This is a genomic window from Arthrobacter citreus (genome assembly GCF_038405225.1).
In the GTDB taxonomy this organism is placed as follows: Bacteria; Actinomycetota; Actinomycetes; order Actinomycetales; family Micrococcaceae; genus Arthrobacter_B; species Arthrobacter_B citreus_A.
In genome coordinates, this window is sequence record NZ_CP151657.1 from 467,452 (window position 1) to 493,731 (window position 26,280).

At 66.7% G+C, this 26,280-nt stretch carries 18 protein-coding genes and 1 tRNA gene; 12 read left to right on the forward strand and 7 right to left on the reverse strand.

Annotation, left to right across the window (positions count from 1 at the left end):
• Positions 1–214: 214 nt before the first annotated feature.
• The gene (locus tag AAE021_RS02255) at positions 215–898 is read right to left on the reverse strand and encodes a 3'-5' exonuclease (protein ID WP_342024047.1); all 684 of its coding nucleotides are present in this window, start codon (positions 896–898) and stop codon (positions 215–217) included.
• A 73-nt stretch (positions 899–971) separates the two neighbouring features.
• On the opposite strand from AAE021_RS02255, the gene AAE021_RS02260 reads away from it, so the two are divergent.
• From AAE021_RS02260 to AAE021_RS02280, 5 genes are all read left to right on the forward strand, one after another.
• Positions 972–1,376 (forward strand): MGMT family protein, encoded by a 405-nt coding sequence (locus AAE021_RS02260; protein WP_342024048.1) that lies wholly within the window; start codon positions 972–974, stop codon positions 1,374–1,376.
• Positions 1,373–4,711: an ATP-dependent DNA helicase gene (locus AAE021_RS02265; protein WP_342024049.1), complete on the forward strand. Its 3,339-nt coding sequence runs from the start codon at positions 1,373–1,375 to the stop codon at positions 4,709–4,711. Before AAE021_RS02260 ends, AAE021_RS02265 begins: the two co-directional genes overlap by 4 nt.
• Positions 4,708–8,241 (forward strand): ATP-dependent DNA helicase, encoded by a 3,534-nt coding sequence (locus AAE021_RS02270; protein ID WP_342024050.1) that lies wholly within the window; start codon positions 4,708–4,710, stop codon positions 8,239–8,241. Before AAE021_RS02265 ends, AAE021_RS02270 begins: the two co-directional genes overlap by 4 nt.
• Positions 8,242–8,383: 142 nt before the next feature.
• Positions 8,384–9,400, forward strand: coding sequence for a DUF222 domain-containing protein (locus AAE021_RS02275; protein WP_342024051.1), 1,017 nt, complete (start codon positions 8,384–8,386; stop codon positions 9,398–9,400).
• Complete coding sequence (locus tag AAE021_RS02280) at positions 9,394–9,981, forward strand: HNH endonuclease signature motif containing protein (protein ID WP_342024052.1); 588 nt, start codon at positions 9,394–9,396, stop codon at positions 9,979–9,981. The genes AAE021_RS02275 and AAE021_RS02280 overlap by 7 nt, the downstream gene beginning before the upstream one ends.
• 177 nt (positions 9,982–10,158) lie before the next feature.
• On the opposite strand, the gene AAE021_RS02285 is transcribed toward AAE021_RS02280, so the two are convergent.
• From AAE021_RS02285 to AAE021_RS02300, 4 genes are all read right to left on the reverse strand, one after another.
• Positions 10,159–10,848: a hypothetical protein gene (locus AAE021_RS02285; protein ID WP_342024053.1), complete on the reverse strand. Its 690-nt coding sequence runs from the start codon at positions 10,846–10,848 to the stop codon at positions 10,159–10,161.
• Positions 10,845–11,774 (reverse strand): ABC transporter ATP-binding protein, encoded by a 930-nt coding sequence (locus AAE021_RS02290; RefSeq protein WP_342024054.1) that lies wholly within the window; start codon positions 11,772–11,774, stop codon positions 10,845–10,847. Before AAE021_RS02290 ends, AAE021_RS02285 begins: the two co-directional genes overlap by 4 nt.
• On the reverse strand, positions 11,771–12,157 hold the full coding sequence (locus AAE021_RS02295; RefSeq protein ID WP_152219482.1) for a GntR family transcriptional regulator: 387 nt from the start codon (positions 12,155–12,157) through the stop codon (positions 11,771–11,773). Before AAE021_RS02295 ends, AAE021_RS02290 begins: the two co-directional genes overlap by 4 nt.
• A gap of 315 nt (positions 12,158–12,472) precedes the next feature.
• The gene (locus tag AAE021_RS02300; RefSeq protein ID WP_342024055.1) at positions 12,473–13,933 is read right to left on the reverse strand and encodes a macrolide 2'-phosphotransferase; all 1,461 of its coding nucleotides are present in this window, start codon (positions 13,931–13,933) and stop codon (positions 12,473–12,475) included.
• 141 nt (positions 13,934–14,074) lie between these two features.
• Between AAE021_RS02300 and nudC the strand changes: the two genes are divergently transcribed.
• Both nudC and AAE021_RS02310 read left to right on the forward strand, forming a co-directional pair.
• On the forward strand, positions 14,075–15,040 hold the full coding sequence (gene nudC / locus AAE021_RS02305; protein WP_342024056.1) for an NAD(+) diphosphatase: 966 nt from the start codon (positions 14,075–14,077) through the stop codon (positions 15,038–15,040).
• Positions 15,037–17,154: an ATP-dependent DNA helicase UvrD2 gene (locus AAE021_RS02310; protein WP_342024057.1), complete on the forward strand. Its 2,118-nt coding sequence runs from the start codon at positions 15,037–15,039 to the stop codon at positions 17,152–17,154. The genes nudC and AAE021_RS02310 overlap by 4 nt, the downstream gene beginning before the upstream one ends.
• Before the next feature lie 96 nt (positions 17,155–17,250).
• On the opposite strand, the gene AAE021_RS02315 is transcribed toward AAE021_RS02310, so the two are convergent.
• Positions 17,251–18,309 carry a ThiF family adenylyltransferase gene (locus AAE021_RS02315; RefSeq protein ID WP_342024058.1) on the reverse strand — a complete coding sequence of 353 codons (1,059 nt, stop codon included), beginning with the start codon at positions 18,307–18,309 and terminating at the stop codon, positions 17,251–17,253.
• Positions 18,310–18,461: 152 nt separating this feature from the next.
• Between AAE021_RS02315 and AAE021_RS02320 the strand changes: the two genes are divergently transcribed.
• Entirely contained in the window at positions 18,462–19,142 is a 681-nt protein-coding gene (locus AAE021_RS02320; RefSeq protein ID WP_342024059.1) for a M48 family metallopeptidase, read from the forward strand.
• A 64-nt stretch (positions 19,143–19,206) separates the two neighbouring features.
• On the opposite strand, the gene AAE021_RS02325 is transcribed toward AAE021_RS02320, so the two are convergent.
• Complete coding sequence (locus AAE021_RS02325) at positions 19,207–20,736, reverse strand: zinc-dependent metalloprotease (protein ID WP_342024060.1); 1,530 nt, start codon at positions 20,734–20,736, stop codon at positions 19,207–19,209.
• A gap of 294 nt (positions 20,737–21,030) precedes the next feature.
• On the opposite strand from AAE021_RS02325, the gene AAE021_RS02330 reads away from it, so the two are divergent.
• From AAE021_RS02330 to AAE021_RS02345, 4 genes are all read left to right on the forward strand, one after another.
• Positions 21,031–22,245 (forward strand): YlbL family protein, encoded by a 1,215-nt coding sequence (locus tag AAE021_RS02330; RefSeq protein ID WP_342024061.1) that lies wholly within the window; start codon positions 21,031–21,033, stop codon positions 22,243–22,245.
• 176 nt (positions 22,246–22,421) lie between these two features.
• Positions 22,422–25,439 carry a UPF0182 family protein gene (locus tag AAE021_RS02335; RefSeq protein ID WP_425362436.1) on the forward strand — a complete coding sequence of 1,006 codons (3,018 nt, stop codon included), beginning with the start codon at positions 22,422–22,424 and terminating at the stop codon, positions 25,437–25,439.
• A 62-nt stretch (positions 25,440–25,501) separates the two neighbouring features.
• Positions 25,502–25,578, forward strand: a tRNA-Met gene (locus tag AAE021_RS02340).
• 90 nt (positions 25,579–25,668) lie between these two features.
• Positions 25,669–26,214 carry a DUF6328 family protein gene (locus AAE021_RS02345; RefSeq protein ID WP_342024062.1) on the forward strand — a complete coding sequence of 182 codons (546 nt, stop codon included), beginning with the start codon at positions 25,669–25,671 and terminating at the stop codon, positions 26,212–26,214.
• Positions 26,215–26,280: the final 66 nt, after the last annotated feature.

A 26,280-nucleotide genomic window follows, 5' to 3' on the forward strand; every position in this document is an offset into this window, starting at 1 on the left:
CCGGGTGCTGAGGCCTTTGCGGGGTGTCTGCCAATCACGTGGCACGAGACGCCGGTCCGCCGGAGGGTCCTGAAACGCAGGTCTCCTTGGTCGCGCCTGGGGCGCCATCAGCGCCTAACACAGGTGCAAGTATCTCATGTACAGGCCGCCGGACAGGACTCGAAGGCACACTGCGAAGTGATGTTGCGCCCCATGACGTTCACGGGCCCATGTGTCAGGAACGGGTGGGCCACGCACCGTCCACCACTGCCGCCGGATCCTTGCGCCGGAGGTAGTCCTGGAAGCTGGCGGCCTGCGCGCCGGCCCATCCGATCTGCGCCCGGTGCAGGTCCGCGGCATCTCCGTGCAGTACCGGATACCGTCCGGCCATGGCGCGGGCGACACCCAGCGTGGCCATCACATCGGCGGCTGAGGTGTGTGCGTTCTCGAAACCGACGCCGTAGTGCTCGGTCAGCGCAGTCAGCGTTCGCTTGCCGCGGCGGTACCGGTCCACCTGCTTGTCCAGGATATAGGGATCAATCACCGGTGCCGGCGCCGGTGCGGTCAGCCCGAAGCGTTCGCATTCCCGGTTCAACACGGTGAAGTCGTAGCAGGCGTTGAACGCCAGGACCGGGACGCCTGCCGCAAAGAAACCGCCGAGCACCCCGGCGATTTCTGCGGTTACTTCCGGGGCCGGACGGCCCTCGGCCCGGGCCCTTTCGGTGCTGACACCGTGAATGGCTGCGGCCTCATCGGGGATGTCCTCTTCGACGGCGGCCAGCCACTCGTGGTGCTGCAGGACCACGCCCTGCCCGTTGACCAGAATGACGGATGCGGTGACGATGCGCGCGGTATGCGGGTCACGGCCGGTGGTCTCAAGATCAAAGGCCGCGTGGGGGAGTTCATGCCAGCTGTTCATGAAGCAAACGTACCGGCGGGCACTGACATTCGAAGATTCCCGGGCGCCGAGCGGCGGGGACTAGGCTGGTGGCATGCGCGATGAGTATGTCGAAGCCGTCCGTTCAGTGGTTGCGCTGATACCGGCCGGCAGGGTCCTTTCCTACGGGGACGTCGCCGAGATTCTGCACGCCGGCGGTCCCCGCCAGGTTGGCGCCGTGCTGTCCGGCAGCGGTGCGGGGCTTCCCTGGTGGCGCGTGATCAGGGCCGGCGGTGAACCGCCGCGCTGCCACGAAAAGCGCGCCCTGGACCACTACCGCAGCGAGGGAACTCCGCTGTCCGGAAAGCCTGACGACGACGGCGGGGGATACCGGGTGCGGATCGGTCCGGCCCGGTGGTTCCCGTCGGAGGGGGACTGGACCGTGATTGAGAGCGTCCGCGCGGAGCTTGCGGGGCGGGAAACGGGAATGTCGGCGGGACATGATGAAGTAGAGGCATGAGCGTAAAACTGCAACTGGTTGGACCGTCGGCCGGAACCGCCGAAGCCCCGCAGCTGAGCCCGGACCAGCAGGCCGTGGTGGACCTGCCGTCGGGCAGCGGTCCGGTCCTGGTCCTGGGCGCTCCCGGCACCGGGAAATCGACGGTGCTGGTGGAAACGGCCGTGGCACGGATTGACGCCGGACTTGACCCGTCAGGCCTGCTGCTGCTTGCGCCCACCCGGCTGGCTGCGGCTGCGCTGCGGGACAGCCTCTCCGCCAGGCTCCGCGGCACCCTGAGCACGTCCCCGGCACGCACCTGGGCCTCCTACGCCTTTGACCTGATCCGCCGGGCCAAGGCCGAGGGCCGGCTGCCGTACATAACCCGGGCGCCCAAGCTGCTCTCGGGAGCCGAGCAGGACGTCATCATCAAGGAGCTGCTGGAAGGGCACGGACAGCAGGGCGTACCCGCCCTGCCCTGGCCGGATTCACTGGACCTTGCCCTGCCCACGCGCGGTTTCCGGCAGGAAATCCGGCAGCTCTTCGACCGCATCATCGAATACGGGATTTCCGCGGAACGGGTCGCCGACCTGGGGCGGCGGCACAACCGCCCGGACTGGGTGGCCGCCGGCGCGCTGTACGCGGAGTACCGCGATGTGCTCGACATCCGCATGCCGGAAGCCTTTGACCCGGCCGGCATCATCACCACCGCCCTGGAGATCCTGCAGTCCGACCCGGAGTTCCTGGCGGCGGAACAGGCGCGGCAGCAGCTGATCCTCGTTGATGACCTGCAGGAGGCCAATCCGGCCATCCATGCCCTGCTCGGGCTGCTGGGCCGGGGACGGGACACCGTGGTGACGGCATGCCCGGACACCGTGGTGCAGGGCTTCCGCGGAGCCCGGCCGGACCTGCTGGGCAAGCTCAGCGACACGCTGGGAGAAGGACTGCGGACCTTCGTCCTGTCCGGACCGCACCGGCTGACCGGCTCCGTTGCGCTGGCCTGGCTTCGGACCGCTTCCCGGATCTCCGTCGTCGGGCAGCTTCCGCGCTACCGGGCCGCGGTGCTGCCGGCGGCGCCGCAGGCCGAAGCGGACGTGCAGGAGCCGGACGTGCAGGCGCCGGGCGAGCGGGAACCGGTGGCGGAGGAGAGCGGAGAGGACGCCGGACCCGCCGTCGGCCGGGCAGAGGCGCACATTGTCGATTCGCCCATGCACGAACTGCGCTACATCGCCCAGCGCATCCTCGAAGCCCAGCTGCTGGACGGGCGAAGCCTGGAAGAGATTGCCGTCATCGTGCGCACCGGCGGCCAGCTGGCCCGCATCCAGCGCTACCTCAGCGGGCAGGGAATCGATGTCAAGGTGCCCGTCGCGGAAAAGGCGGTGCGCGATGAAGCCGCGGTGAGGCCGCTGCTGGAGGCGTTCGCCGTCGTCCTGAACCCGGACCTGCTCACCCCCGAGGCGGCGGTGTCGCTGCTGACCTCACGGATCGGCGGGGCCAGCTCGATCGAACTGCGCAGGCTCCGCCAGTCGCTGCGCCGCGAGGAGATGCGCGGCGGGGGCGGTCGCACCAGCGATGCCCTGCTCGTGGAAGCCCTGCTTGATCCGCTGTCGCCCAGCGGGATTGCGCTCGCCGGACTGTCCTGGGAGGCACGCTCGGCCCAGCGCACCTCAGCCATGCTGCGGGCTGGCCGCGAGGCTGCCGAACAGCCCGGCGCCACTGCCGAAACGGTGCTGTGGGCCCTGTGGTCGGTTTCCGGCTGGTCAAAGAAATGGGCCGAAACGGCTCTGTTCGGCGGGCCGGCGGGGGCCAGGGCAGACCGCGACCTGGATGCCATCATGGCCCTGTTTCAAACGGCCGAACGCTACGTGGACCAGTTGCCCGGCTCCACACCGGCGCAGTTCCTGGACTACCTGACCAGTTCCGAGCTGCCGATGGACACCCTCGCCGCCCGCGCGCAGCGCCGGGACGCCGTGGAACTGCTCACTCCGGCCAGCGCCGCCGGCCGGGAATGGCCTCTGGTGATCGTTGCCGGCGTGCAGGACGGTGTCTGGCCCAACCTGCGCCTGCGCGGTGAACTGCTCGGCAGCGGAGACCTGGTTGCCGCCGTCGAACACGGTGACGGATTCGCCAAACACCGCAGCCCGCAGTCGCTGATGCATGCGATCCGGCACGATGAACTGCGTAGCTTCTCCACCGCGGTCTCACGGGCCCGCGAGCTGCTGATCTGCACCGCGGTGTCATCCGACGACGAGCAGCCCTCAGCGTTCCTGGACCTGGTGGATCCGCTGCCCCCGCAGGCCGTGAAGCGCGAACGCACCGAGGTGCTGCGCCCCCTGACCCTGCGGTCCCTGGTGGCGGAACTGCGCGCCTACACGCAGCAGGCGCAGGAGAAGCCTGAACTGGCCCGTGAAGCGGTGCACCATCTGGGCACCATGCTCAACCACCCGGTCCGGGTTCCCGGCGCTGCCCCGGCGGACTGGTGGGGTCTGGCCGAACTGTCCACCACCGCTCCAGTCATTCCGGAGGAGACACCCATACCGGTGTCTCCGTCCAAGGTGGACGCCGTGATGAAGTCGCCGCTGAGCTGGTTCGTTTCCGCCGCCGGCGGGGAGCAGGCCACCGACTTCGCCCGGTCCCTGGGCACCCTGGTGCACCAGATTGCGCAAGATATGCCCGACGCCTCCGGCGGCGAATACGTCCAGGAACTTCAGCGCCGCTGGCCGACACTGGGCATGAAGGACAACTGGGAAGGAAAGCTGGATTTCCGCCGCGCCGAGACCATGGTGCGCAAGCTTGCCGCCTACGTCATCACCATGCGCCAGGAAGGACGTTCCCTGGTCGACGTGGAGCGGGACTTCGCCGCCGAGGTGCCGGTGGAAATCCGGGGACGGGAAAGGACGGCACTGCTGCGCGGGCAGATTGACCGGCTGGAGATCGACGCCGAGGGGCGGCTCTTCATCGTTGACCTCAAGACCGGAAAATCAGCTCCGAAAAAGGACGACCTGGAAAAGCACCCGCAGCTGGCCGCGTATCAGGAGGCGGTGCGGGAAGGCGCGGTAAACCGCGAGGCACCCGACCCGGAGAACCTGGCGGCCGCGCCGGCGCAGCCGTCCCGGCCCGGAGGGGCTGCCCTGGTCCAGCTGGGAACCACCAGCAAATCAGTCGCCGTGCAGCAGCAGCCCCCGCTCGACCCCGCGGACACCACAGCCCGGGACATGGTCCGGACAGCGGCCGAACTGATGTCCGACGCCAGCTTTGAAACCGTCCATGACCCCACCCGCAGCGGATTCGGCGGGCACGGCTGCCGGCTGCCCGAAATATGCCCGCTGTGCCCCGAAGGAAAGCAGGTCACCGAATGAGTGTCTCCCTGACCGAAACGCTTCCCCCCGAAGTTCCGCAGCCGCCGCGCTATTCCGCCCGGGAGCTGGCGGAAATGCTGCACACCGACCCGGCCAATCCCGTGCAGTACCCCACCAAAGACCAGATTGGCATCATCGAGGCACCCCTTCAGCCGCTGCTGGTGATCGCCGGCGCCGGTTCCGGCAAAACCAAAACCATGGCGGACCGGGTTGTCTGGCTCGTGGCCAACCAGCTGGTGCGTCCGGAGCAGATCCTCGGCGTGACCTTCACCCGCAAGGCCGCCGGCGAACTGGACTCCCGGATCCGGCAACGCCTGGATTTGCTGTACCGGGTCCAGGCCGCGGGCACCGCGGACCCCGGCCTCATTCCGCCGGGAAGCGGACCGGATGTCACCGAGGACGCCCGGCTGGATCCCGCCGTCTCCACCTACCATTCCTACGCCAACGGCATCGTCAATGATTACGGACTGCGCCTGGGGGTGGAACGGGATTCCGTGATGCTCGGGGGAGCCCAGTCCTGGCAGCTCGCCACTGAAGTGGTGGAGGCCTACGCCGGAGACTTTGAGCATTTCACCGCCGCAAAGTCGACACTGGTCAACGGAGTCCTGCAGATGGCCGGTGAATGTGCCGAACACCTGACCAGTCCGGCGAAGGTCCGGGAGAACCTTGTTGAACACCTCCAAGCGGTGAGCAGTTTGCCGTACCTGGCGGGCAAGCCCAAGGCTGCCACTGCCGCCGTGCAGAAACTGCTGGACCGGCTGCGCACCCGGATCTCCGTCACCGAACTTGTCGAGGCCTACCGCCGGGCGAAGTTCGAACGCCGGCAGCTGGATTTCGGCGACCTTGTGGAAATGGCCGCCACCATCGCCGAAACCATCCCCGAAGCGGTGGAAATGGAGCGGGCCAAGTACAAGGTGGTGCTGCTGGATGAATTCCAGGACACCTCGCACGCCCAAATGGTGCTCTTCTCCCAGCTCTTCGGTGACGGCCGTGCCGTAACGGCCGTGGGAGACCCGCACCAGTCCATCTACGGATTCCGCGGCGCCTCCGCCGGTCAGCTGGGGACTTTCCGCGACCAGTTCCCGCTGTTCCTGCCGGACGGCTCCCGTGCCCTGGCGCCGGTTGCCAACCTTTCCGTCGCCTGGCGCAATTCAACGTCCATCCTGGCCGCCGCCAACACCGTTTCCGCGCCGCTGAACAGCACCGCGCCGTGGCTGACCCGCCAGCGGCTGCCGCACGTTCCCGAGCTGCAGGCCAAACCCAAGGCGCCGGTGGGGGAAGTCCTGCTCGGCCGTTACCTGACGGATGTATCGGTTCCCCCGGAAGGCGGGGCCGAGGGCGTTGTGGGCGAGGCCGACGCCGTGGCGGATCAGGTGCAGCGGTACCGGAACCCGCGGCCCGGGTGGCGCGGCTTTGAAACGGACGACGCCGGACGGCCGCTGCAGCCCACCGTGGCCGTCCTGTGCCGCGGACGCAAACAGTTCGGGCCAATCCGGGAGGCGCTGGAAGCGCGAGGCATTCCGGTGCAGATTGTCGGCCTCGGCGGGCTGCTGTCCACCCCGGAAGTGGTGGACGTGCTGGCAGTCCTCCGGGTCCTCGGAGACCCGGGCCGTTCGGATTCCATGCTGCGGATCCTGGCAGGCGCGCGCTGGCGCATCGGCCCGGCGGACCTGATGGCCCTGGCCGACTGGTCACGGCATCTGGTCCGGGTCCGTGAGCGCGCGGTCTCCGTGGCCGACGCCGCCAATGTCCACCGGCCGGATGAGCAGCAGGACGGCTCCGAAACGGTTGTCGAGGCGGACATGGCCGAGGCCGGGTCGCTGGTGGAAGCCGTTGACTCCCTGCCGCGTCCGGAGTGGGTTTCCAGCTCCGGACGGTCCCTGTCAGTGGAAGGGCTGCGCCGGCTGAAGCTGCTGCGCGATGAGCTGAGGGACCTGCGCAGCTACGTGGGCGAAGACCTCACCACGCTCATCGGCGAAGTCGAGCGCCGCATCCTGCTCGATATCGAAGTGGCGGCAAAGCCCGGCGTCTCCATCCATGAGTCGCGCCGGAACCTTGACGCCTTCATCGACGCCGCGGCCACGTTCAGCTCCTCCAGCGAACGGGTGGACCTCACGGCCTTCCTGGCCTGGCTTGAGGCCGCGAACGATGAGGAAAACGGACTCCCCGTTACCCAGCTGGAGGCCAGCCGCGAAGCAGTGCAGCTGTTGACCGTCCATGCGTCCAAGGGGCTGGAGTGGGACGTCGTGGTGGTTCCGGGCCTGAACGAGGGGCAGTTCCCCAACGACCGTGATTCCCGGTGGAGCAGCGGAGAGGGCTCCATTCCCTGGCCGCTGCGCGGCGATGCTCCCGACCTGCCGCAGTGGGACTGGGAACAGGAGGACCAGAAGGGCTGGGTGGACAGCGAGAAGCTCTTCAGTGAGGACGCGCGCGGGCATGCCGAGCGCGAGGAACGCCGTTTGGCCTACGTGGCCTTTACCCGCGCCAAGTACGTGCTGATCTGCACGTCAAGCGTATGGGGCGGCGGACGGTCCAAGCCGACGGCGGTCTCCCGCTATCTGCAGGATCTTTACGACCTGGGTGCAGCGGGCGCCCCGGGTTTCACTCTGCTGTCCTGGGTACAGCCGGATGAGGAGGGCGATACCAACCCGGCAAATGCCGACATCCGCCGGGAACGCTGGCCCATCGATCCGCTGGGGAACCGGCGCGGATCGATGGAAGCGGCAGCGGCGGCCGTGCTGGACGCCGCAGCCCGCCAGGCCGGCCGTGTCGGCCAGGCGGAAATCGACATCCTGACCGGTGCCGGGGACCTGGCGGAGGAACCTCCGCGGGAGTCTTCACCTTCCGTTTTTGAACCCACCCGGTGGGCCCGCGAAGTGGAGCTTGTCCTGGCACGCCACCGCCCGCCGAATCAGGTGGTGGAGGTCGAACTGCCGGCGCACATCTCTGCGTCACTGCTGGTGGACCTCAAGGACGATCCTGATGAAGTCACGCGCCAGCTGCGGCGTCCGGTTCCGCGGGAGCCGGGCATGGCCGCCCGCAAGGGCACGGCCTTCCACGCCTGGGTGGAGGAGTTCTTCGGCACCAGCGGAATGTTGGACATTGACGAGCACCCCGGCGCAGCGGATGCCTACGTGGACGAGGCTTACCAACTCGAGGACATGATCGCCACCTTTGAGTCATCACCCTGGGCACAGCGCACTCCGGCCTTCATCGAAGTGCCGGTGGAGACCCGGGTGGACGCCGTAGTGGTGCGCGGCCGCATTGACGCCGTGTTCCAGGACCCCGACGGCACCTGGGACTTGATCGACTGGAAAACCGGGGCTCCGCCGTCCAGGGACAAGCTGGAAATCCGGGCCGTGCAGCTGGCGGTCTACCGCCTGGCCTGGGCGCGGCTGAAGCAGGTGCCGTTGGAGAAGGTCAACGCCGCGTTCTACTACGTGGCGGCGGACAAGCTGATCCGGCCGTTCAATCTGCTGGGCGAGAAGGAGCTCGAGGACATCATCCGGACGGCGAATTCTCCGTCCTAGCGCACCGAACCCCCTGCCCGGAACCCAGACAGGTAGTTGGCCAGAAAAGTCGGGTATTTGAGGTGTCAGAAAAGGGATCTTTTGGGCTTTTTGAGGCTCTTTTCCCGGCGGAAATGTCAGAGGCAGGTGAAAGCCTGAAGGCATGGATCAGCCCAGGACTTTTCCCGGCCGCTCGGTTTTCCACGCTGTACCGGTTCCCGCTGCCGGTGTCTCTTCTGCTGATGTTTCCGCCCGCCCCGATACCTCGCCTGCTCCGGACGGCTTTCCTGCTCTTTACGGCCCTCCTGGTCCGGGGGACGCTGCCGGTTTCTCAGGCACGTTGGTCCTGCAGGGCGCGGACGGGCTGGATGAGGAGACCGCCGGTATTGTGCTCTCCCGCCTGGATCATCTGATCCGGTGGGCGCAGGCCCAGCAGGCCAAAGTCCTGCACAGGATGGAAAACATCTTCCAAAACGAGATGCACTTCCCGTCCGGAAAGCCTGACAACGGGATGGCCTTCAGCCTTGCGGCGTCCGAGGCAGCTACGATCCTTTGCCTGCCGGATACTGCAGGGCAGCGGCTCATGTCCGAGGCGGGGAGTCTCTGCAAGGCGTACTCGGCGACCCTGGCCCGGCTCGAGAAGGGCACAGTCGGCTACAACCATGCTCAGACCGTGTTGGACCAAACTCAGGGCATTGAGCTCGAAGAGCTCCCGGCTTTCGAAGCGAAACTGCTGGATGTTGCAGAAGGCCAGACCCCGGCTCAGTTCCGGGTGGGGGCACGGAGGCTGCGGGAAAACCAGTATCCGCAGAGCATCGTCGGGCGCCAGCTGACCGCGTTTGGAAAGCGGAAGGTCTGTTTGGAGCCCGCGGCGGACGGAATGTCGTGGCTTTCGGCGTTCCTTCCGGCGGAGAATGCGCAGGCGATCTTCACTCAGTTGAGCAGAGCCGCCCGGGGTGAGCAGGCCGACGGTGATCCCCGCAGGGTGGACGAGCTGCGGGCGGACATCCTCTCGGATCTGCTGTTGTCCGGCGGAGGTGCCTCATCCAGCGCCGGCGGCCCATCGGGTATGGGGCGAGTCGGACGCAAGGGCACATCCGACAACGGAACCAGCTGTGGCAGTGACGCCAGAGCCGACGCCCGGGCCAGAGCGAAGGCCCGACGGAGATCCTGGTGCTGATCAGCGCCGAAACCCTCGTCGGCGCCGATGACCAACCTGCCGAGCTGCTTGGCTACGGGCCGATCAGTCCGCAAACAGCCCGCCGAATGGCCCGCGAGGCCATGAAGTGGACTCCCGTGGAGAGGGATCCTGACACCGAGGAAATCCTGCGGGTTGGGCGCCGGAGGAAAGTTCCGTCAGGACTGCAGCGCTGGCAAAGAGCCCGGGACGGGACCTGCCGTTTTCCTGGGTGCCGGACCAACGCGGTGATATCCGAGATTGAACACACCAAACCCTGGGTTCAAGGTGGAGCCACGGATCATGACAACCTTGAACATCTGTGCCGGCGGCACCACATGTTCAAGACGCAGGGATTCTGGAAGGCATGCCAGCCGGTGGCCGGGATCATCGAATGGACATCCCCGGGAGGACGGATATACCGCACCGAACCGCATCTGGAACTTGCCCCGGTCATGTATGAGGGTCGTACGGATGGCGTCGGGGAGCGCCCCGGTCCAGGGCCGACGCACACGGCCCCGGCCACAGATACAAGGGCGGGCAGCAGTTCGGATGACTACGGGGGAGATCCGCCGCCGTTCTAGGAGATTCTCCTGCGCGGTTGGGCTCAGCCGGTTACGCGGGGTAACGGCGGCATGACGATTAAACGACATGAAAGACCTCCGGTTCGGCGGATGTTCTCAACAAACACCACCTCATCCGGAGGTCTTTCTATGCAACTCAGGTGCGCAGCCCGTTCCAAGCGTCTGCGGCCAATAGCGCTACGGCACTGCCCGCCGCAGTGTTCCGTACGATCCGGCGGCCAACGCCACTCCGCCCAGCAGCAGCCAGCCGGTGAGGGCGAGCGGCGTCAGCTGGACGAACCATGCTCCCACCGCTGCCCAGGACTCCGTCCAGGTCGCGGACGCCACGGCGGCCAGCAGAATCAGGGCAAACGCGACAAATGCGGCAACCAGGCCGCCGGCGCGCCACCGCTTGTAAACGGTCGCGAACCAGAAACCGAACATGAACAGCAGGGTCGACAGCGCGAAGTACAGCAGGATTTGCGTGTACCACGCAGCCTCCGCTATCCACGGCAGGGCGAAGATGTGGGCGTTCAGTCCCCAGCCGCCGGTGGCTTCCTCCACCAGGCCGAGCAGCCAGTAGAGCATGCCCAGGCCAAGGGCCATCACCGCGAAGAGGCCCAGCGTGCCCAGGTAGAAGGAGCGGCGGCTGACACTCATTGCCTGCGAGAAGGGGAAGGTCAGGGTCAGCGCTTGAACCCCGATGCCCAGGAAATACCACATCACGGCTTGGCCGGAAAATGCCAGATTGGGTGCCCCGCTGTCGGGAATGATCGCGATGATGGCCAGGGCAATCAGGGTGGAGGAGACAAGGATGATTGCCGGTATTCCCAGATAGATCCATTTGTTGAGCAGCTGCATGCGCGCCACTGCCAGCGGCCGGTTCATTGCAGTACCTCCAGATCGGTGTCGTTGTTCGCAGGCGCGGAGCCGTAGGCTTCGTTGGCCTTGAGGGTCCGCCGGATAATCAGCTGCTGCAGGGAAACCGGAGCAAGCTCCAGGCCGAGGCTGCGTGCAAGTGCCCGGTCGTCGTCGGACAGCGGGGTGTCCACCGTGAGGGAACTCAGTGCTCCCAGGCCCTCCCGGTGCAGCACCGGACGGCCGCCCACAAACTTTTCCACGGCGGCGGAGGAGCCGGCGACGGCAAAGGCGGAGCCGGTGATGGCGTCCACTTCGTCATCCATGACAATGCGTCCGTGGTCGATGACGATCACGTGTTCGAGCAGGTTCGCCACCTCATCAATCAGGTGCGAGGAAAGAATGATGGTGCGGGGATGATCGGCAAAGTCGGTCAGCAGGCGGTCATAGAACAGCTGCCGCGCAACGGCGTCCAGGCCCAGATATGGCTCATCAAAGAAGGTCAGTTCCGCCCGGGACGCCAAACCGATGATGACGCCCACCGCCGACAGCTGACCGCGGGAGAGTTTCTTGATCCGGTGCTTCTTCGGGTTCGGCAGCTGAAAATCCTCCAGCAGCGTCTGTGCCAGTTCCTTGTTCCAGTGGGGAAAGAAGAAGGCCGCAGCATCGAGGGCGTTGCGGATGGTGAAGTCGTCCGGGTACTTCTGTGATTCCCGGACAAAGCAGAGACGGGACAGCACCTGTTCATTTTCGAACGGGTGGGCTCCGAAGACCCGCACGTCTCCGGAGCTGGCAAATTCCTGTGCGGTGAGGATGGACATCAGTGTTGTCTTGCCGGCTCCGTTGCGGCCAAGCAGTCCGTAGATCCGGTTGGCCCCGACGTTCAGGTTTATGTCGTCCAGGGCCAGCTGGTCGCGATAGCGGCGCGTCAGTCCGCGGGTTTCGATGACGTTCATGGTGCCGGGGTCCCTTCATGTTCAGCGGCACTGCGACGGATGAGTTCGGTCAGTTCTTCCGCGCCGATTCCGAGTTTCCGTGCTTCATCGGCGACGGGTTGGACGTACTGGCGGTAAAACTGTTCCCGGCGCTTGGCCAGGACGACGGCGCGGGCGCCGGGAGCCACAAACATGCCGATTCCACGGCGTTTGTACAGCAGGCCCTCGTCAACCAGCAGATTGACGCCCTTGGCCGCCGTCGCGGGATTGATTCGGTAGAACGCGGCAATCTCGTTGGTGGAGGGCACCTGTCCCTCCTCCTGCAGCACACCGTCCAGGACATCCCCTTCGATGCGTTCAGCAATCTGCAGGAAGATGGGACGGCTGTCTTCAAAAGTACTCACGGTGTCGGCCTGTGGTTCACGTGGCGGTCTCCGTTTCAAGGACCGGGAACCGCCGTGTGCGGCCCTTCGGTCAGCTGGTTAGTTAGTTATGTAGGTAACCATAGGACCTAGCGGGCGATTGGGCAAGGAAGATGCGAAAGAGTTTTCAGGGAAGGGGGAAGGCCGCTTCCCGGGCACATGCCGGTCCACCAGGACGAGCGCGGACTGACGGGCCCGTACGGACGGACCGGCGCGTACTGACGGGCGCGTACTGACGGGCGCTTAACGGAGAAAGGGCGGGGAAACAACGTTCCCCGCCCTGTCTGTGTTCGTACGTTACTTGCCTGTTCCCGCGGACTTGGTTTCTGGATCCTTGCCCGCCGGTACTGTGGGCTTGCCTGCCGGTACTGCGGTTTTGGTTGCCTGTACGGTCCCTGACGGCTCTGCCTTGCCCGGGCCGGAGGCCGGATGCTTCGTGGGGGACGTGGAGCCGGGGACGGGGCCGGGGCCGGGCTTGGCATGGGGGAGCGGCTGGGCCGGCAGCGCCGTGACCCGGGCGATGGGGCCCGTGGCGTCGCCGGGTTCCGGGACCTGGGCAGCTGCAGCCGTGGAAATCGGTGTCACACTGACGCGGTCCGAGCCGGGGCTTACCGACACGGCCTTGGCGGCCGGCTGACTTGTGGGGGCGGCCGGACTCTTTGACGCTGCTGCGCTTGGGTCCGAAGGGTCCTTCTCCTGAGCGGGGCGGGCAGCGGAGTGCGGGGCGGTACTGGCCACGGCCTGCTCCTGGGCAGCCGCAGCCCCGGCGGCTTCCTGCTCGGCCGAGACGGCGGCAGCCTTGGCGGCTGCCGCTGCCTCCGCTTCCTGAGCCTTGGCGGCAGCATCCTGTTCGAGGATGTCCGCTTCCAGGGTGGCCAGCATTTCTTCGGCTTCGGCAACCATCGCCGGGTTCTCGGCTGCGACGCCGCGCACCAGCCACTGGGCCAGGGCGAACTCGGCGGACAGCGCCGCGCGGCGTATCAGATGCGGGTCGGGAGTCTCGGGCCGTGCCGCGTTATACGCCGCATGCACGGCTTCCGTGAACGCGGGATCGTTTGCGGCAACCAGCCAGGCAAAGTCGTCCGCGGGATCACCGATGCGCAGATCGGTCCAGCCGGTAACCGCACTGATGCGTCCGTTGGAAACGAGGAGGTTGTCTTCGTGCAGGTCGCCGTGCACCACGGACGGATTGAACCGCCACAGGGTGACGTCCTCCAGGGCATGCTCCCAGCGGCGCAGCAGCACCGGGGGAATCTTGCCGGTGGTGGCGGCCTGGTCCAGTTCGTTGAGCTTGCGCTGCCGGAATTCGTTGGCGGAGTAGCTGGGGAGGTCCGCGTCGTTCACCAGGTCCTGGGGCAGGCTGTGGATGGCGGCCATGGCCCGTCCCACCTCCAGCGGCAAAGCTCCGCCTTCAGCCACCAGCGAATCGATGTCCCGGGTGGATCCCGGCAGATGCGAGTAAACAAATGTGCACAGGTCGCCCTGCCGGACGGTCCCGGCAACATGCGGAAGCGCGAAGGGCAGCTCCGCCCGGACAGCGGGGACAAACGCCCGCAGCACCAGCAGCTCGGTTTCCAGTCTCATGCTGGCATCAACGTGCTTGGGGGAACGTACCCGCCACTGCTTTCCTGCTTCGTCAACCAGCACGGCAGCGTCGAAGTCCGCAGCGTCGTCGGGGGAGCCGGCTACGCCGGTGGGGGCCAGCCCGGGGACGGCGGCGCTGGCCATAGCGGCCAATTCCATGGGGGTGCGTTTCACATCTTCAACCGTAGAGGTAGATGTGGCACGAATAACCATAGGCTGGCGGCGAGTCGCCGGATGCGTGAGCAATAACTCAGCACGGGCAGGTAGTCCTGTTCCAACTACAGGTTGGGGGGTGCAAGTCAGTACGGTAGAGACATGAGCAGCCCAGCACCGTCAGCAGTTGTACCCCCTCTTGGAATTTTGCCGCTGGCCCGGACCGCAGTGGACCGCGGATCGGACCGGCGTGTGGCCCCGGACCTGTTCGAGCAGATCCGCGAGAACCCGGGCACCCGCGTTATGTACATGGCCGGCGGCAAGGCCCTGATCAGCGACACCGAGGTTGTGCTGGCTCCTGTTGCCGAGGCCGGTTTTGGTGATGGTCCCGTGTACCTGGGCCGCATCCTTGCCGACGCCCAGGAACCGGCCGGCACCGACGTCGTGCTGGTCACCCTCGCGGAGGAGGATCCCCTGCTGGAAACCGACGGTGCCCGGTGGGCAGCGCTGCGGGAGGTGGCGGTGCTGCTCGGCGAGCTTGACGCCGCCCTGTTTGTGCAGGCCGCGGCGGTCTCCAACTGGCACGCGGTCCATACCCACTGTCCGCGCTGCGGCGCCCCCACCGTACCGGAACAGGGCGGCTGGGTCCGCCGCTGCACCGAGGACGGAAGCCAGCACTTCCCGCGGACGGATCCGGCCATCATCGTTGCCGTTACCGACCCTGATGACCGCATCCTGCTGGGATCGGCCGCTGCATGGAAGGGAAACCGGTACTCCACCCTGGCGGGATTCGTCGAGCCCGGGGAATCCCTGGAAGGCGCGGTGATCCGGGAAATTGCCGAGGAATCCGGCCTGGTGGTCCACTCGCCGCAGTACCTGGGCTCGCAGCCCTGGCCGTTCCCGTGCTCCCTGATGCTGGGTTTCACCGCCCGGACCGAGGACCCCGCAGCCGCCGTTCATGACGGCGTCGAAATCTCCGATGTCCGCTGGTTCACCCGGGATGAGCTCCGCGACGCCGTCGGCAGCGGTGAAATCACCATCGCCAGCGGGATTTCCATTGCCCGGAACCTGATTGAGCGCTGGTACGGAGGGCCGATCGCCGAACCGGAAACCGGAGCCGGGGTATGAGCGGGACCTCTGTCGAGGCTCGGATCCTGGCCGGGCTGGATGATGAGCAGCGCGAAGTGGCCACCTCCCTGACCGGGCCGCTGTGCGTGCTCGCAGGAGCCGGCACCGGCAAGACCCGGGCCATCACGCACCGGATGGCCTACGGCGTCCACACCGGCGTATACAAACCCCAGCGCGTGCTCGCCGTGACCTTCACCGCCCGGGCCGCCGCGGAAATGCGGACCCGCCTGCGGGATCTCGGCGCCGGGGGAGTCCAGGCCAAAACCTTCCATGCCGCAGCGCTGAAGCAGCTGCAGTACTTTTGGCCGCAGACCGTTGGCGGGCAGATGCCGGACCTGCTCAGCCACAAGGCCCAGTTCATTGCCGAGGCCGCGCGCCGCCTGCGCCTGTCCACCGACCGCGCCGCCATCCGTGACGTTGCGGCCGAAATCGAGTGGGCCAAGGTTTCCATGCTCACCCCCGAGAGCTACGTGTCCGCCGCCAAGGACCGCGACGCTCCCGCCGGTTTTGACCACATTGCCATTTCGCGGATCTTCCAAGCCTACGAAGACGTCAAAGTGGACCGCAACGTCATCGACTTCGAGGACGTCCTGCTGATCACCGTGGGCATCCTGCAGGAGGACGCCCGGGTGGCCGCAACGGTCCGGGATCAGTACCGGCACTTCGTGGTGGATGAGTACCAGGACGTTTCCCCGCTCCAGCAGCGGTTGCTGGACCTGTGGCTGGGCGGACGCGACGAGCTGTGCGTGGTGGGCGACTCCAGCCAGACCATTTATTCCTTCACCGGTGCCACCTCCAAGCACCTGCTCGGTTTCCCCTCCCGCTTCCCCGAGGCGCCGATCGTCAAGCTCGTCCGGGACTACCGCTCCACGCCCCAGGTGGTGGGCCTGGCCAACCGCATCCTCGCGGCCCGCACGGCCGAGGGAGAGCGCTCGCGGTTTGCCCCGCCATGGCCCAAACCGCTGGAGCTGATAGCCCAGCGCCCCGCCGGCCCGGAACCCACCTTCACTGAGTGCGCCGACGACGACGCCGAGGCCGCCTCCGTGGCGGAACGCATCAAGGCGCTGATCAAGGACGGCGTGCAGCCGGCCGAGATTGCCATCCTGTTCCGCACCAACGGGCAGTCCCAGGCCTATGAACAGGCGCTGACCACCGCGGGCATCGGTTATCAGCTGCGCGGCGGCGAGCGGTTCTTCGCCCGGCGCGAGGTGCGCGACTCCATGGCGCAGCTGCGTGCAGCCTCCCGGGCCGTGGGCAACGACCCGGTGCCGCAGCTGGTGCGGGACATCCTGGTGTCCCTGGGGTACAGCCCTGAGGCTCCGGCCGGCGGCGGAGCCGTCCGGGAGAAGTGGGAGTCCCTGGCCGCCCTCGTGGCACTGGCCGATGAGCTTCACGCCGCCCGCACGCAGGACCCCGACGCCATTTTTACGCTGATGGACTTCGTAGCCGAGCTCGACGAGCGTGCCGCCTCACAGCACGCGCCGACCGTCCAGGGCGTCACGCTGGCATCGCTGCACTCGGCCAAGGGCCTGGAGTGGGACGCGGTGTTCCTGGTGGGACTGAGCGAGGGACTGATGCCGATTTCCTTCGCAGATACCCCCGAGGCAGTGGATGAAGAGCGCCGCCTGCTGTACGTGGGCATCACCCGTGCCAGGGAACACCTGCACCTGTCCTGGTCCACCGCACGGACCCCGGGCGGCAGGGCGAACCGGAAACCGTCGCGGTTCCTGGACGGGCTCCGTCCGCAAACGGCCCGGGACGTCCAGCGCACGGCGGCTCCGAAGACCGCATCGCGCCGCAAGGCCAGCGGTCCGGCCAAGTGCCGTGTCTGCGGAACGCTGCTGACCACGGGTTCGGAACGCAAGGTGGGACGCTGCGCAGAGTGCCCGGTGACCTACGAGGAAAGCACCTTCGACGCACTGCGGGAGTGGCGCCGCGCCGCGGCTTCCGAAGCCGGTGTCCCGGCCTTTGTCGTGTTCACCGATTCCACCCTGGTGGCCATCGCCGAGGACCGGCCGCCGTCATTGAACCGGCTGGCCACCCTTCCCGGCGTCGGTCCCTCCAAACTGGAACGCTACGGGGAAGCCGTCCTGCGCGTGCTGGCGGACAACTAGGGCGCCCGCCCGGCCACCCCGCGGGCCGGCCACCCCGCGGGCCGGCCACCCAGCGGCCCGGCTGCCAGAGGCCGGCCGCCAGAGGGCCGGACGCCGTCAGGACGCCCGTGCCGGGGAGTCCTGGTGCTGCAGCCGGCACCCGCAGCCGGGGTGAAACGAGAGGCTTTTCTGTCCGAGATACCCGTCCGCCGCCCGCAGCGACACCACGGCGGACCACGTGGTTGGTTCGACAACACCGTCCAGGAAGGCCAGCACCTGCCCTGCGGCGATGCCGGCGGCAACAACCGCCGCCGACGTTTCAACTCCGCTGGGTGCGGCCTCGATGCGCTGCCGGGCCAGGGCTTCCGCCGCGGAGTACCACGCGCTGTTCCCGTCTGCCTGCTGCCGGTCCAGGCATTCAAGGCAAGGGGTCAGTCCCGGAACCACCAGCGGACCGACGTCGACTCCGGTCTCCCGCACGGTGACCGTCAGGTGCGGATGTTCGCTGGCCGGGCCCGTGCTCCGTCCGGTTGGGGGTTCAGTCCCCATCCGGACCCCCAGATCCAGGTGCGCCCGCACGGTGCCCGGGGAACTGATGAGCACCTGGACCGTGGGATCCAGCCGGTAAATGTGCCGTTTCACGGCTTGGGCCCGGCGCATGCCCTGATCTGTCAGCGGGTATCCCGGTCCAATGTCGGTGGGGAGCACCACCCCCGGGTCCGACAGCACCAGGGTCCCCACCCCGGCACCGGCCAGAGTTTGGGCCAGCAGTGCTCCAATACGGCCCAAGCTGTTCACCTCCACCGCCGAGTGGGACCGGCGCCGGAGAACGGATGAACCGTTGATGCGGTAGGCAGCCGAAAGGCGGCCGCTGTCAGCTGACAGGCGTTCTCCGCGCAGCGCCGGCACGGCGGACTCGCCCGGCCCCGCCGTGTCCGGGAAGGGGAGGAGCACCGGGGACAGCGCCTGGGTCAGCGCGCGGGCACGCTGGGGCGGAACATTGTGGCGGCCGCCCTCGGCCATTTCCCTGCCGTCCTGCAGGCCCTCGCGGAGAGCAGCCAGAAAGGCCAGATCACTGTCCTGGAGTCCGCGCAGGACCAGGGCCTCCGGTCCCAGGCCAAACTGCCGGGCCGACGGCGATAGCGCCAGGACATGGAGTCCGGGGTTGATCCGCACGGGGACCTCCCTGTTGGTAGCCGGTCCGCCTGTTGGTAGCCGGTCCGCGCAGGCGCCGATGGCCTGCGAAGCCATCTTGGCATGCGGTTCCGGTCGTCATCCGGTTATCCACAGGGGCCGGAGCGTGCCCCGGCCTCGCCTAGGGTTAAGACATGCCTTCAGGACAAACCCGCCCCGCGAAGCACCGCCTGCAGCCGGCCGTTCCGGCCGCTTCGGTGTCCGCCGCCTCATCCGCCGCGCGGGCCGAGGTGCCACTGGTGACCAGCACGGGGATTCCCATTGAAGTGCGCCGCTCAGCCAAGCGCCGCCGCACGGTCAACGCCGCCTTCCGTGATGGAAAAGCTGTGATTTCCATTCCGGGACACTTTACGAAAGTCCAAGAGGCGGAATGGGTCCGGCGCATGGTGACCCGGCTGGAGCAGCGCACCGCCGCAGCGCCTCCGGCCGGTCCCGGGGCCGCAGCGGATCAGCTCGCCGACCGGGCGGCCGAACTGTCCCGGCGCTATCTGCGTGGGGCAGCGCAGCCGGTGTCGGTGCGCTGGGTGGGGAACCAGAACTCCCGCTGGGGTTCGGCCACGCCGGCCCGCGGCACCATCAGGCTTTCCGACAAGCTGCAGGGAATGCCGGCCTGGGTTCAGGACTATGTGCTGCTGCATGAATTGGCGCACCTGATCGAGGCCTCACATTCAGCGGCGTTCTGGCGCCTGCTGGAGTCCTATCCGCACACCGAAACCGCCAAGGCCTATCTGCAGGGAGCGGCGTTCGCCAGCTCGCGGGGGCTTGAAGGCAACATGCAGGAGGACCAGGGCGCCGAAGAGCCCGGGGATCTGTAGCCGGTCAAAAACGCAGTGAGCCCGGCAGCCGAAGGGCTGCCGGGCTCACACTGTGCCGGGTGGATCAGGCCTGCGGTGCTCCGCCCTTGCCGGAATCCGTGCCGTCGCCGTCGTCCTCGGGCTTGTCATTCTCCTGGCCGGCGTCAGGCGTGCCGGCCTCATCTGTGGCACCGTCTTCCGGCGCGTCAGTCTTGCCGCCGGCAATCTCGTCGCCGGCAACCTCGTCACCGGCGGCCGTGTCATCGCCGTCGCCTTCCGGTGTGTCGAATCCGCCGTTCAGGAGCCGCTCAAGGGCAGCATCGACGTCGGAATCGGAAGCATCCAGCAGCTCGCGCCGCTTGCTGAAGCCCTTCGGATCATCCAGGTCCTTGGATGTGGGCATGAGGTCCGGATGCTCCCACACGGCGTCCCGGCCCTCGATGCCGCGCTCCTCGCGGAGCTGGGACCACAGGGCGGCAGCGTCGCGGAGCCGGCGGGGGCGAAGTTCCAGTCCCACCAGGGAGGAGAAGGTGTGCTCGGCCGGGCCGCCGCTCGCGCGGCGGCGGCGGATCATTTCCCGCAGGGCACCCGCGGAGGGAAGGTTTGCCGTTGCCGCAGCCGTGACCTCGTCAACCCAGCCTTCCACCAGGGCGAGGGCGGTTTCGAGGCGTTCCAGGGCGGCGTCCTGCGCGGCCGTCCGCTCCGGTTGGAACACGCCGCCGGACAGGGCCTCCTGAATGGATTCCGGGTTGGAGGGGTCCAGATCCCGGGCCACTTCCTCGATCTTGGAAATGTCGATGTGGATGCCGCGGGCGTAGCTTTCGATGGTGCCGAAAAGGTGGCCGGCCAGCCAGGGCGCATGCGTGAAGAGCCGGGCGTGCGCGGCTTCCCGAACTGCAAGGTAGAGCCGGATCTCCGTTGCCGGGATGTCCAGGCCCTCGCCGAACTTCGCGACGTTTGCCGGCAGCAGGGCCATGGTCCCGCCTGCCAGGGGAAGTCCGATGTCAGTTGAGCTGACAACTTCCTTGGAGAGGGCCCCGACAGCCTGCCCGAGCTGGATGCCGAACATGGCGCCGCCCATGTTGGCGAGCATCGAGGAGGCCCCGCCCATCATGGATTTCATTTCTTCGGGCATCTGCGTGCTGATGGCGTTGGAGAGGGCCTGGGAAATGCTCACGGCAACGGGTTCGGTCAGCCGCTTCCAGGAGTCCATGGTGGCTTCGACCCATTCGGCACGGCTCCAGGCCTTGCCGAGCGCGGAGGTGGAGGCAAAGTCGGTGACCGGATCAAGCCACAGCTGTGCAACGTGCAGCGCCTCGTCCACCTCCCGGCCCTGAGCGGGGAGTACCGAGGGATCGCTGTCGGTGGCGGCAACCCGGCGGGCATTGTCCTTGGCCAGCTGCCAGTTGACCGGTCCGTCCGACGGCGCACTGAACATGGCCTGGACCTGCTGGAAGATCATTGCCATGGCATTGGGGTCGGAGGGCAGTCCTGCTGCCTTCGCCAGTTCCTGCGGGTCCATGCCTCCGGCGCCTGCTCCGCCAAACAGGCGGGCGAGCATCTCGGAGAGCGGATCCTGGGGCGTCTCGCCGGGGTCGGAAGGGTTCGAACTCATGGATACCACCGGTCCTGTGGAAGATTGACGTGCATGACGCGGAGCAGGCAGCCGCGGATAGCGGACCTGGCTGCTCCGGACCATGGCCGGAAAACCGGACCATGGTTTCCTTACGTTACCGGCAGCCCGGGATGCCTGTCCCGCATTCGCCGATTCGTTCGCTCATGGCAAAGCGGCCACAGGGCCAAACACCCGCGCGGAAAGGCACCGGCGGCGTAAGCTGGGTGGCAGCATCCGCCGTTTCAGCCTCAAGTGAGCTGCCTCGGGTTCCCACCTCAGAAAAGGGTTGGCCACTTGCGCCCCTCAGACCACCAGCACAACCCTTCCGTTCCGAGCGCCCATACGGCGGGGCAGTATCCGGCGCAGGGTGCACCGCCCGCGGGTCCGATGCTGTCTCCGGGGCCGGTGCCGCCCGGAGGGTTCGGTGGCTTTTCCGCCGCCTCCCGGCCGGATCCGCGGTCCCGGGCCCTGATGGTTTCGGGGGCCCTTACTCTGGTGCTCGGCGCCGTCGCCCTGTTTTTGCCGGCCCCCTATGTGGTCGAGTCGCCCGGGCCCACCTTCAACACCGTGGGCACGGTGACCCGGGACGGCGAGGAGACTCCTCTGATCGAGATCGACGGCGCTCCCACCTATCCCACCGACGGCGAGCTGGACCTGACCACGGTCTATGTTTCCGGCGGTCCGGGCACAACCATGAGTTTCCTGGAGGCCGTCGGAGCGTGGCTGAACCCCGAAGACGCCGTCGTCCCCCAGGAGTTTGTCTATCCGCGCGGGACCACCGGCGAGGATATCGACCAGCAGAACGCTGCCGCCATGACGTCCTCCCAGGAGTCCGCAGTGGCTGCGGCGCTGCGCGAACTGGACATTCCCTTTACCGAAGACCTTGCCGTGGCCGAACTGGTGGATGGTTCGCCGGCGGCCGGAGTGCTGGAAGCCGGGGACACGCTCATCAGCGTCGGCGGTACTGAGATAGACGGCATCGACACCCTGCGCGGGCAGCTGCAGGAAGGCGGCGGTGAACCGGTGGAGGTCGAATTCCGCCGTGACGGCCGGGAACAAGCGGGGACCGTGACGCCCGTTGCCGGTGACGCGGGCAGCTACCAGCTCGGAATTTTCCTGGCCACTAGTTTTGAGTTTCCCTTCGACGTCACCATTGCGCTGGATGACGTCGGCGGTCCCTCCGCGGGGATGATGTTTGCGCTGGGCATCATGGACCGGCTCACCCCCGGCGGCATGACCGGAGGCAAACACTTCGCCGGGACGGGCACCATCGACTCGGCGGGGAATGTGGGCCCCATCGGCGGCATTGCACAGAAGATGGTGGGAGCGTCCGACGCCGGCGCGGAGTTCTTCCTCGCTCCGGCTGATAACTGCGGCGAAGTCGTGGGGAACGTTCCGGAAGGGCTCGGCGTCGTGCGCGTTGCCACCCTCGAGGAGGCACGCACCGCAGTTGATGCGCTGGCCTCCGGAACCAGCCCGTCGGACCTGGCGCAGTGCCTTCCGGAGTAGCGGCCCGCCCATCACGATCGGGAAAAGGTTTTTCGGCAAAGGCGGGGCAGGTGGCCCCGTGCAAGCAAGACAAGGCAGAATGAGAAATGCACGGCAACTTGCAAAGGGGACTAGAAAATGTCCTGTAATACCCGCTGCAGGCGCCGTGGACCGACGTACCGAACGATGAGGTAACAGTGACTTCCGGACCAAACGGCCCATTTTCCAGACCGAGCCCGAGTACGGGCACCCGTCCCGGCTCCCGGCGCGGACCGAGCCCCCTGATTGCAACGCTGATCGTGGTGGCAGTCCTCGTGATCGGCTTCGTATACTTTTCGCAGGTTTACGCGGATGTCCTCTGGTACAACCAGCTGGGCTACCTTGAGGTCTTCGTCAAGGAAAACCTGACGCGGATCGCCATGTTCCTCATCGCGTTCATCGTGATGGCCGGCTGCGTGTTCCTGAGCATCCGGACCGCGTATGCGTCACGTCCCGTTTATGCTCCGGACAGCGCACTGCAGGACAACCTGAACCGTTACCAGGCCCAGCTGGAGCCGGTCCGCAAGCTTCTGATGATCGGTATCCCCGTCGTCGTCGGCGGGTTTGCCGGCACCGCGGCCATGTCCATGTGGCAGCAGGCGTTGCTGTTCCTGAACCGCCGCGAGTTCGGCCGGCAGGATCCGGAATTCGGCCTGGACTTCAGCTTCTACCTCAACACGCTGCCCTTCCTGGGCTTCATTGTGGGCTTCCTGATCAGCGTCGTGGTCATTGCCGGCATCGCCGGACTGCTGACCCACTACCTGTACGGCGGCATCCGCCTCGAGGAAAAGGGCATCTTCACCTCCCGTCAGGCACGCATCCACATCGCCGTCATCGCCGCAGCCTTCCTGCTGCTGCAGGCCGCCAACTTCTGGCTGGACCGCTATGACACGCTGCTGAGCACCTCGGGAACCTGGACCGGCGCCCTGTACACGGACGTTGAAGCGGTCATTCCCACCAAGACCATCCTGACCGTGGCGTCCGTGATCGTGGCGATCCTCTTCATTGTGTCCGCCGTTATCGGCCGCTGGCGCCTGCCGATCATCGGTACCGCAATGCTCATCATTACGGCCATCGTGGCCGGCGGCGTGTACCCCTGGATTGTCCAGCAGTACCAGGTCAAGCCCTCGGAGCTGAGCAAGGAAGCTCAGTACATCCAGCGCAACATCGAACTCACCCGGGAGGCCTACGGCCTGGATGAGACCGAGGTCATCGATTACAAGGCAACCGTTGAAGCCAACGCGGGAGCCCTGGCCGCGGACTCCGGCACCACTTCCAACATCCGCCTGCTGGACCCGAACGTCGTGTCCCCGGCATTCTCGCAGCTGCAGCAGTTCCGGCAGTACTACCAGTTCCCGGAAACGCTGAACGTTGACCGTTACGACATTGACGGCGAAATCCAGGACACCGTCATTGCAGTGCGTGAGCTGAACACCGACGGCGTGCCCGACGGCTGGGTCAACGAGCACATTCTCTACACCCACGGCTACGGCGTGGTGGCCGCCCGCGGCTCCACGGTTCAGGCCGACGGCAAGCCCAGCTTCATGGAATCCGGCATCCCGTCCAGCGGGGTACTGGGGAATTACGAGCCCCGGATCTACTTCGGTGAATCCTCACCCGACTACTCAGTGGTGGGTGCGCCCGAGGGAGCGGCACCGCAGGAAATCGACCGTCCGCAGACCGGTGATTCTGACACCGAATCCCAGACGACGTTCGACGGCGAGGGCGGCCCGAGCGTGGGCAACCTGTTCAACCAGCTGGTCTACGCCATCAAGTTCCAGTCCACCGAGCTCCTGCTCTCGGACGCCATCAATCCTGAGTCCCAGATTCTCTACGACCGTGACCCGCGCGAACGCGTGGAGAAGGTCGCCCCGTACCTGACCGTGGACGGCAATGCCTATCCCGCAGTTGTCGACGGCCGGGTGCAGTGGATCGTGGACGGCTACACCACCAGCAAGTACTTCCCATACTCCACCCAGCAGGAACTCCAGGCTGCGACGACTGACTCGCTGACTCCGGGAGCGGCGGCGCTGCCCGCCGATCAGGTGAACTACATCCGCAACGCAGTGAAGGCCACGGTTGACGCCTATGACGGCTCCGTGACTCTGTACGCCTGGGATGACGAGGATCCGCTGCTGAAGTCCTGGCAGAGCGTGTTCCCCTCCACCCTGAAGCCGTACAGCGACATGTCAGCCGACCTGATGGCGCACGTCCGGTACCCGGAGGACCAGTTCAAGGTCCAGCGTGAACTCATGGGCAAGTACCACGTCACCAACGCCGACTCGTTCTTCAAGAACGACGACGCCTGGAGCGTTCCGAATGACCCGACGGTTGCCAATGCCGAGGTCAAGCAGCCGCCGTACTACCTGTCCCTGCAGATGCCGGGCCAGGAAGACACAGCGTTCTCCCTCACCACGCCGTTTATTCCGTTTGTGTCTCCCAACGGTGAAGCCCGCAACGTGCTGTACGGCTTCCTCGCAGCGGAGGCCGATGCAGGAACCGGCGAGGCCGGCGTCAAGAGCGAGGACTACGGCAAGCTCCGGCTGCTGTCACTGCCCACTGACACGGTGGTGCCGGGCCCGGGCCAGGCACAGAACCGGTTCAACTCCGATCCGACCGTTTCGAACGCCTTGAACCTGCTCCGCCAGGGCGCCTCCGAAGTTATCAACGGCAACCTGCTCTCCCTGCCCGTTGGCGGCGGCATGCTCTACGTGCAGCCGGTCTACGTGCAGTCCTCCGGTGACGCGTCCTACCCGACGCTGCAGCGCGTGCTGGTCAACTTCGGTGAAAAGGTCGGGTTCGCCCCGACCCTTGACGAAGCCCTGAACCAGGTCTTCGGCGGCGACTCCGGTGCCATTACCGGCGACTCCGAAAACGTGGGTCAGACACCTGCACCCGGAACCGGTGAAACTCCGGGCGACACCACTGCCGAGGCCGACCTGGCCGACGCACTGGACGACGCCGGTGCCGCAATCCAGGAGGGACAGGCAGCTCTGGCAGCAAACGACTTTGCCGCCTACGGTGCCGCGCAGGACAAGCTCAACGAAGCCATCCAGCGGGCCATCGCCGCGCAGGAGGACATGGAAGCCGCAGCCGGAGGAACTGCCGACGGCGGCACCACGGGTGCCACGGAGGGTGCAACTCCGGCGCCCACCGAGAGTGCGCAGGGCGACTAACCGCACCCAGCCGCAGGCGATTTGCGGCTGGGCCCCGCGGCGGGTAGAGTTAACTATCACGCCGCGGGGTGGAGCAGTTCGGTAGCTCGCTGGGCTCATAACCCAGAGGTCGCAAGTTCAAATCTTGCCCCCGCAACCAAACAGTAAAAAGAAGAGTCCCGACCAGCAGAAATGCCGGTCGGGACTTTTTTGCGTTGTGGCAGCCATCGGCGGATCCTAGACTCGCAGAATGGGCAAACGCGCGCTGCCTGCCAATAACGACGGCCCTGACCGAAACCCGGCTGCACCGGCCGATCCCTCGGTGGAGCGCCGGGAAACCGCTCTGGAAAAAACCGACCGGAACTGGAATGACCTGCTGCAGGAACTGAGGGTGCTGCAAACCGGCATCCAAATCCTGACCGGATTCCTGCTTACCCTGCCGTTCCAGCCGCGCTTCCGGGAACTCTCCACGGGGCAGATCCTGGTGTACCTCTCCCTGGTGGTCATGTCAGTGTTGATAACCGCCCTCCTGATGGCCACAGTGGTGATGCACCGGACCTTCTTCGCCCGGCGGATCAAGTCCGAACTGGTGCGCAGCAGCGACGGGCTGCTGCGCATCACCCTTGTCCTGGTGGGCCTGATCCTCATTGGAACACTCGGCCTCATCTTTGACCTGGTGCTGGGGGCCAGCGGCGGGTTCATTGCCGCGGGATGCCTCACAGTGGTCCTGGCGGTGCTGTGGATTGTCCTGCCCCGGCGTATCCGCGGGCAGGCACTGCGCCGCCGGAAGGACTAGCTTGCCTGCGCTGTGCACCAATGCCGAAGGGGCGGCACTCCGTGATGGAGTACCGCCCCTTCGGGG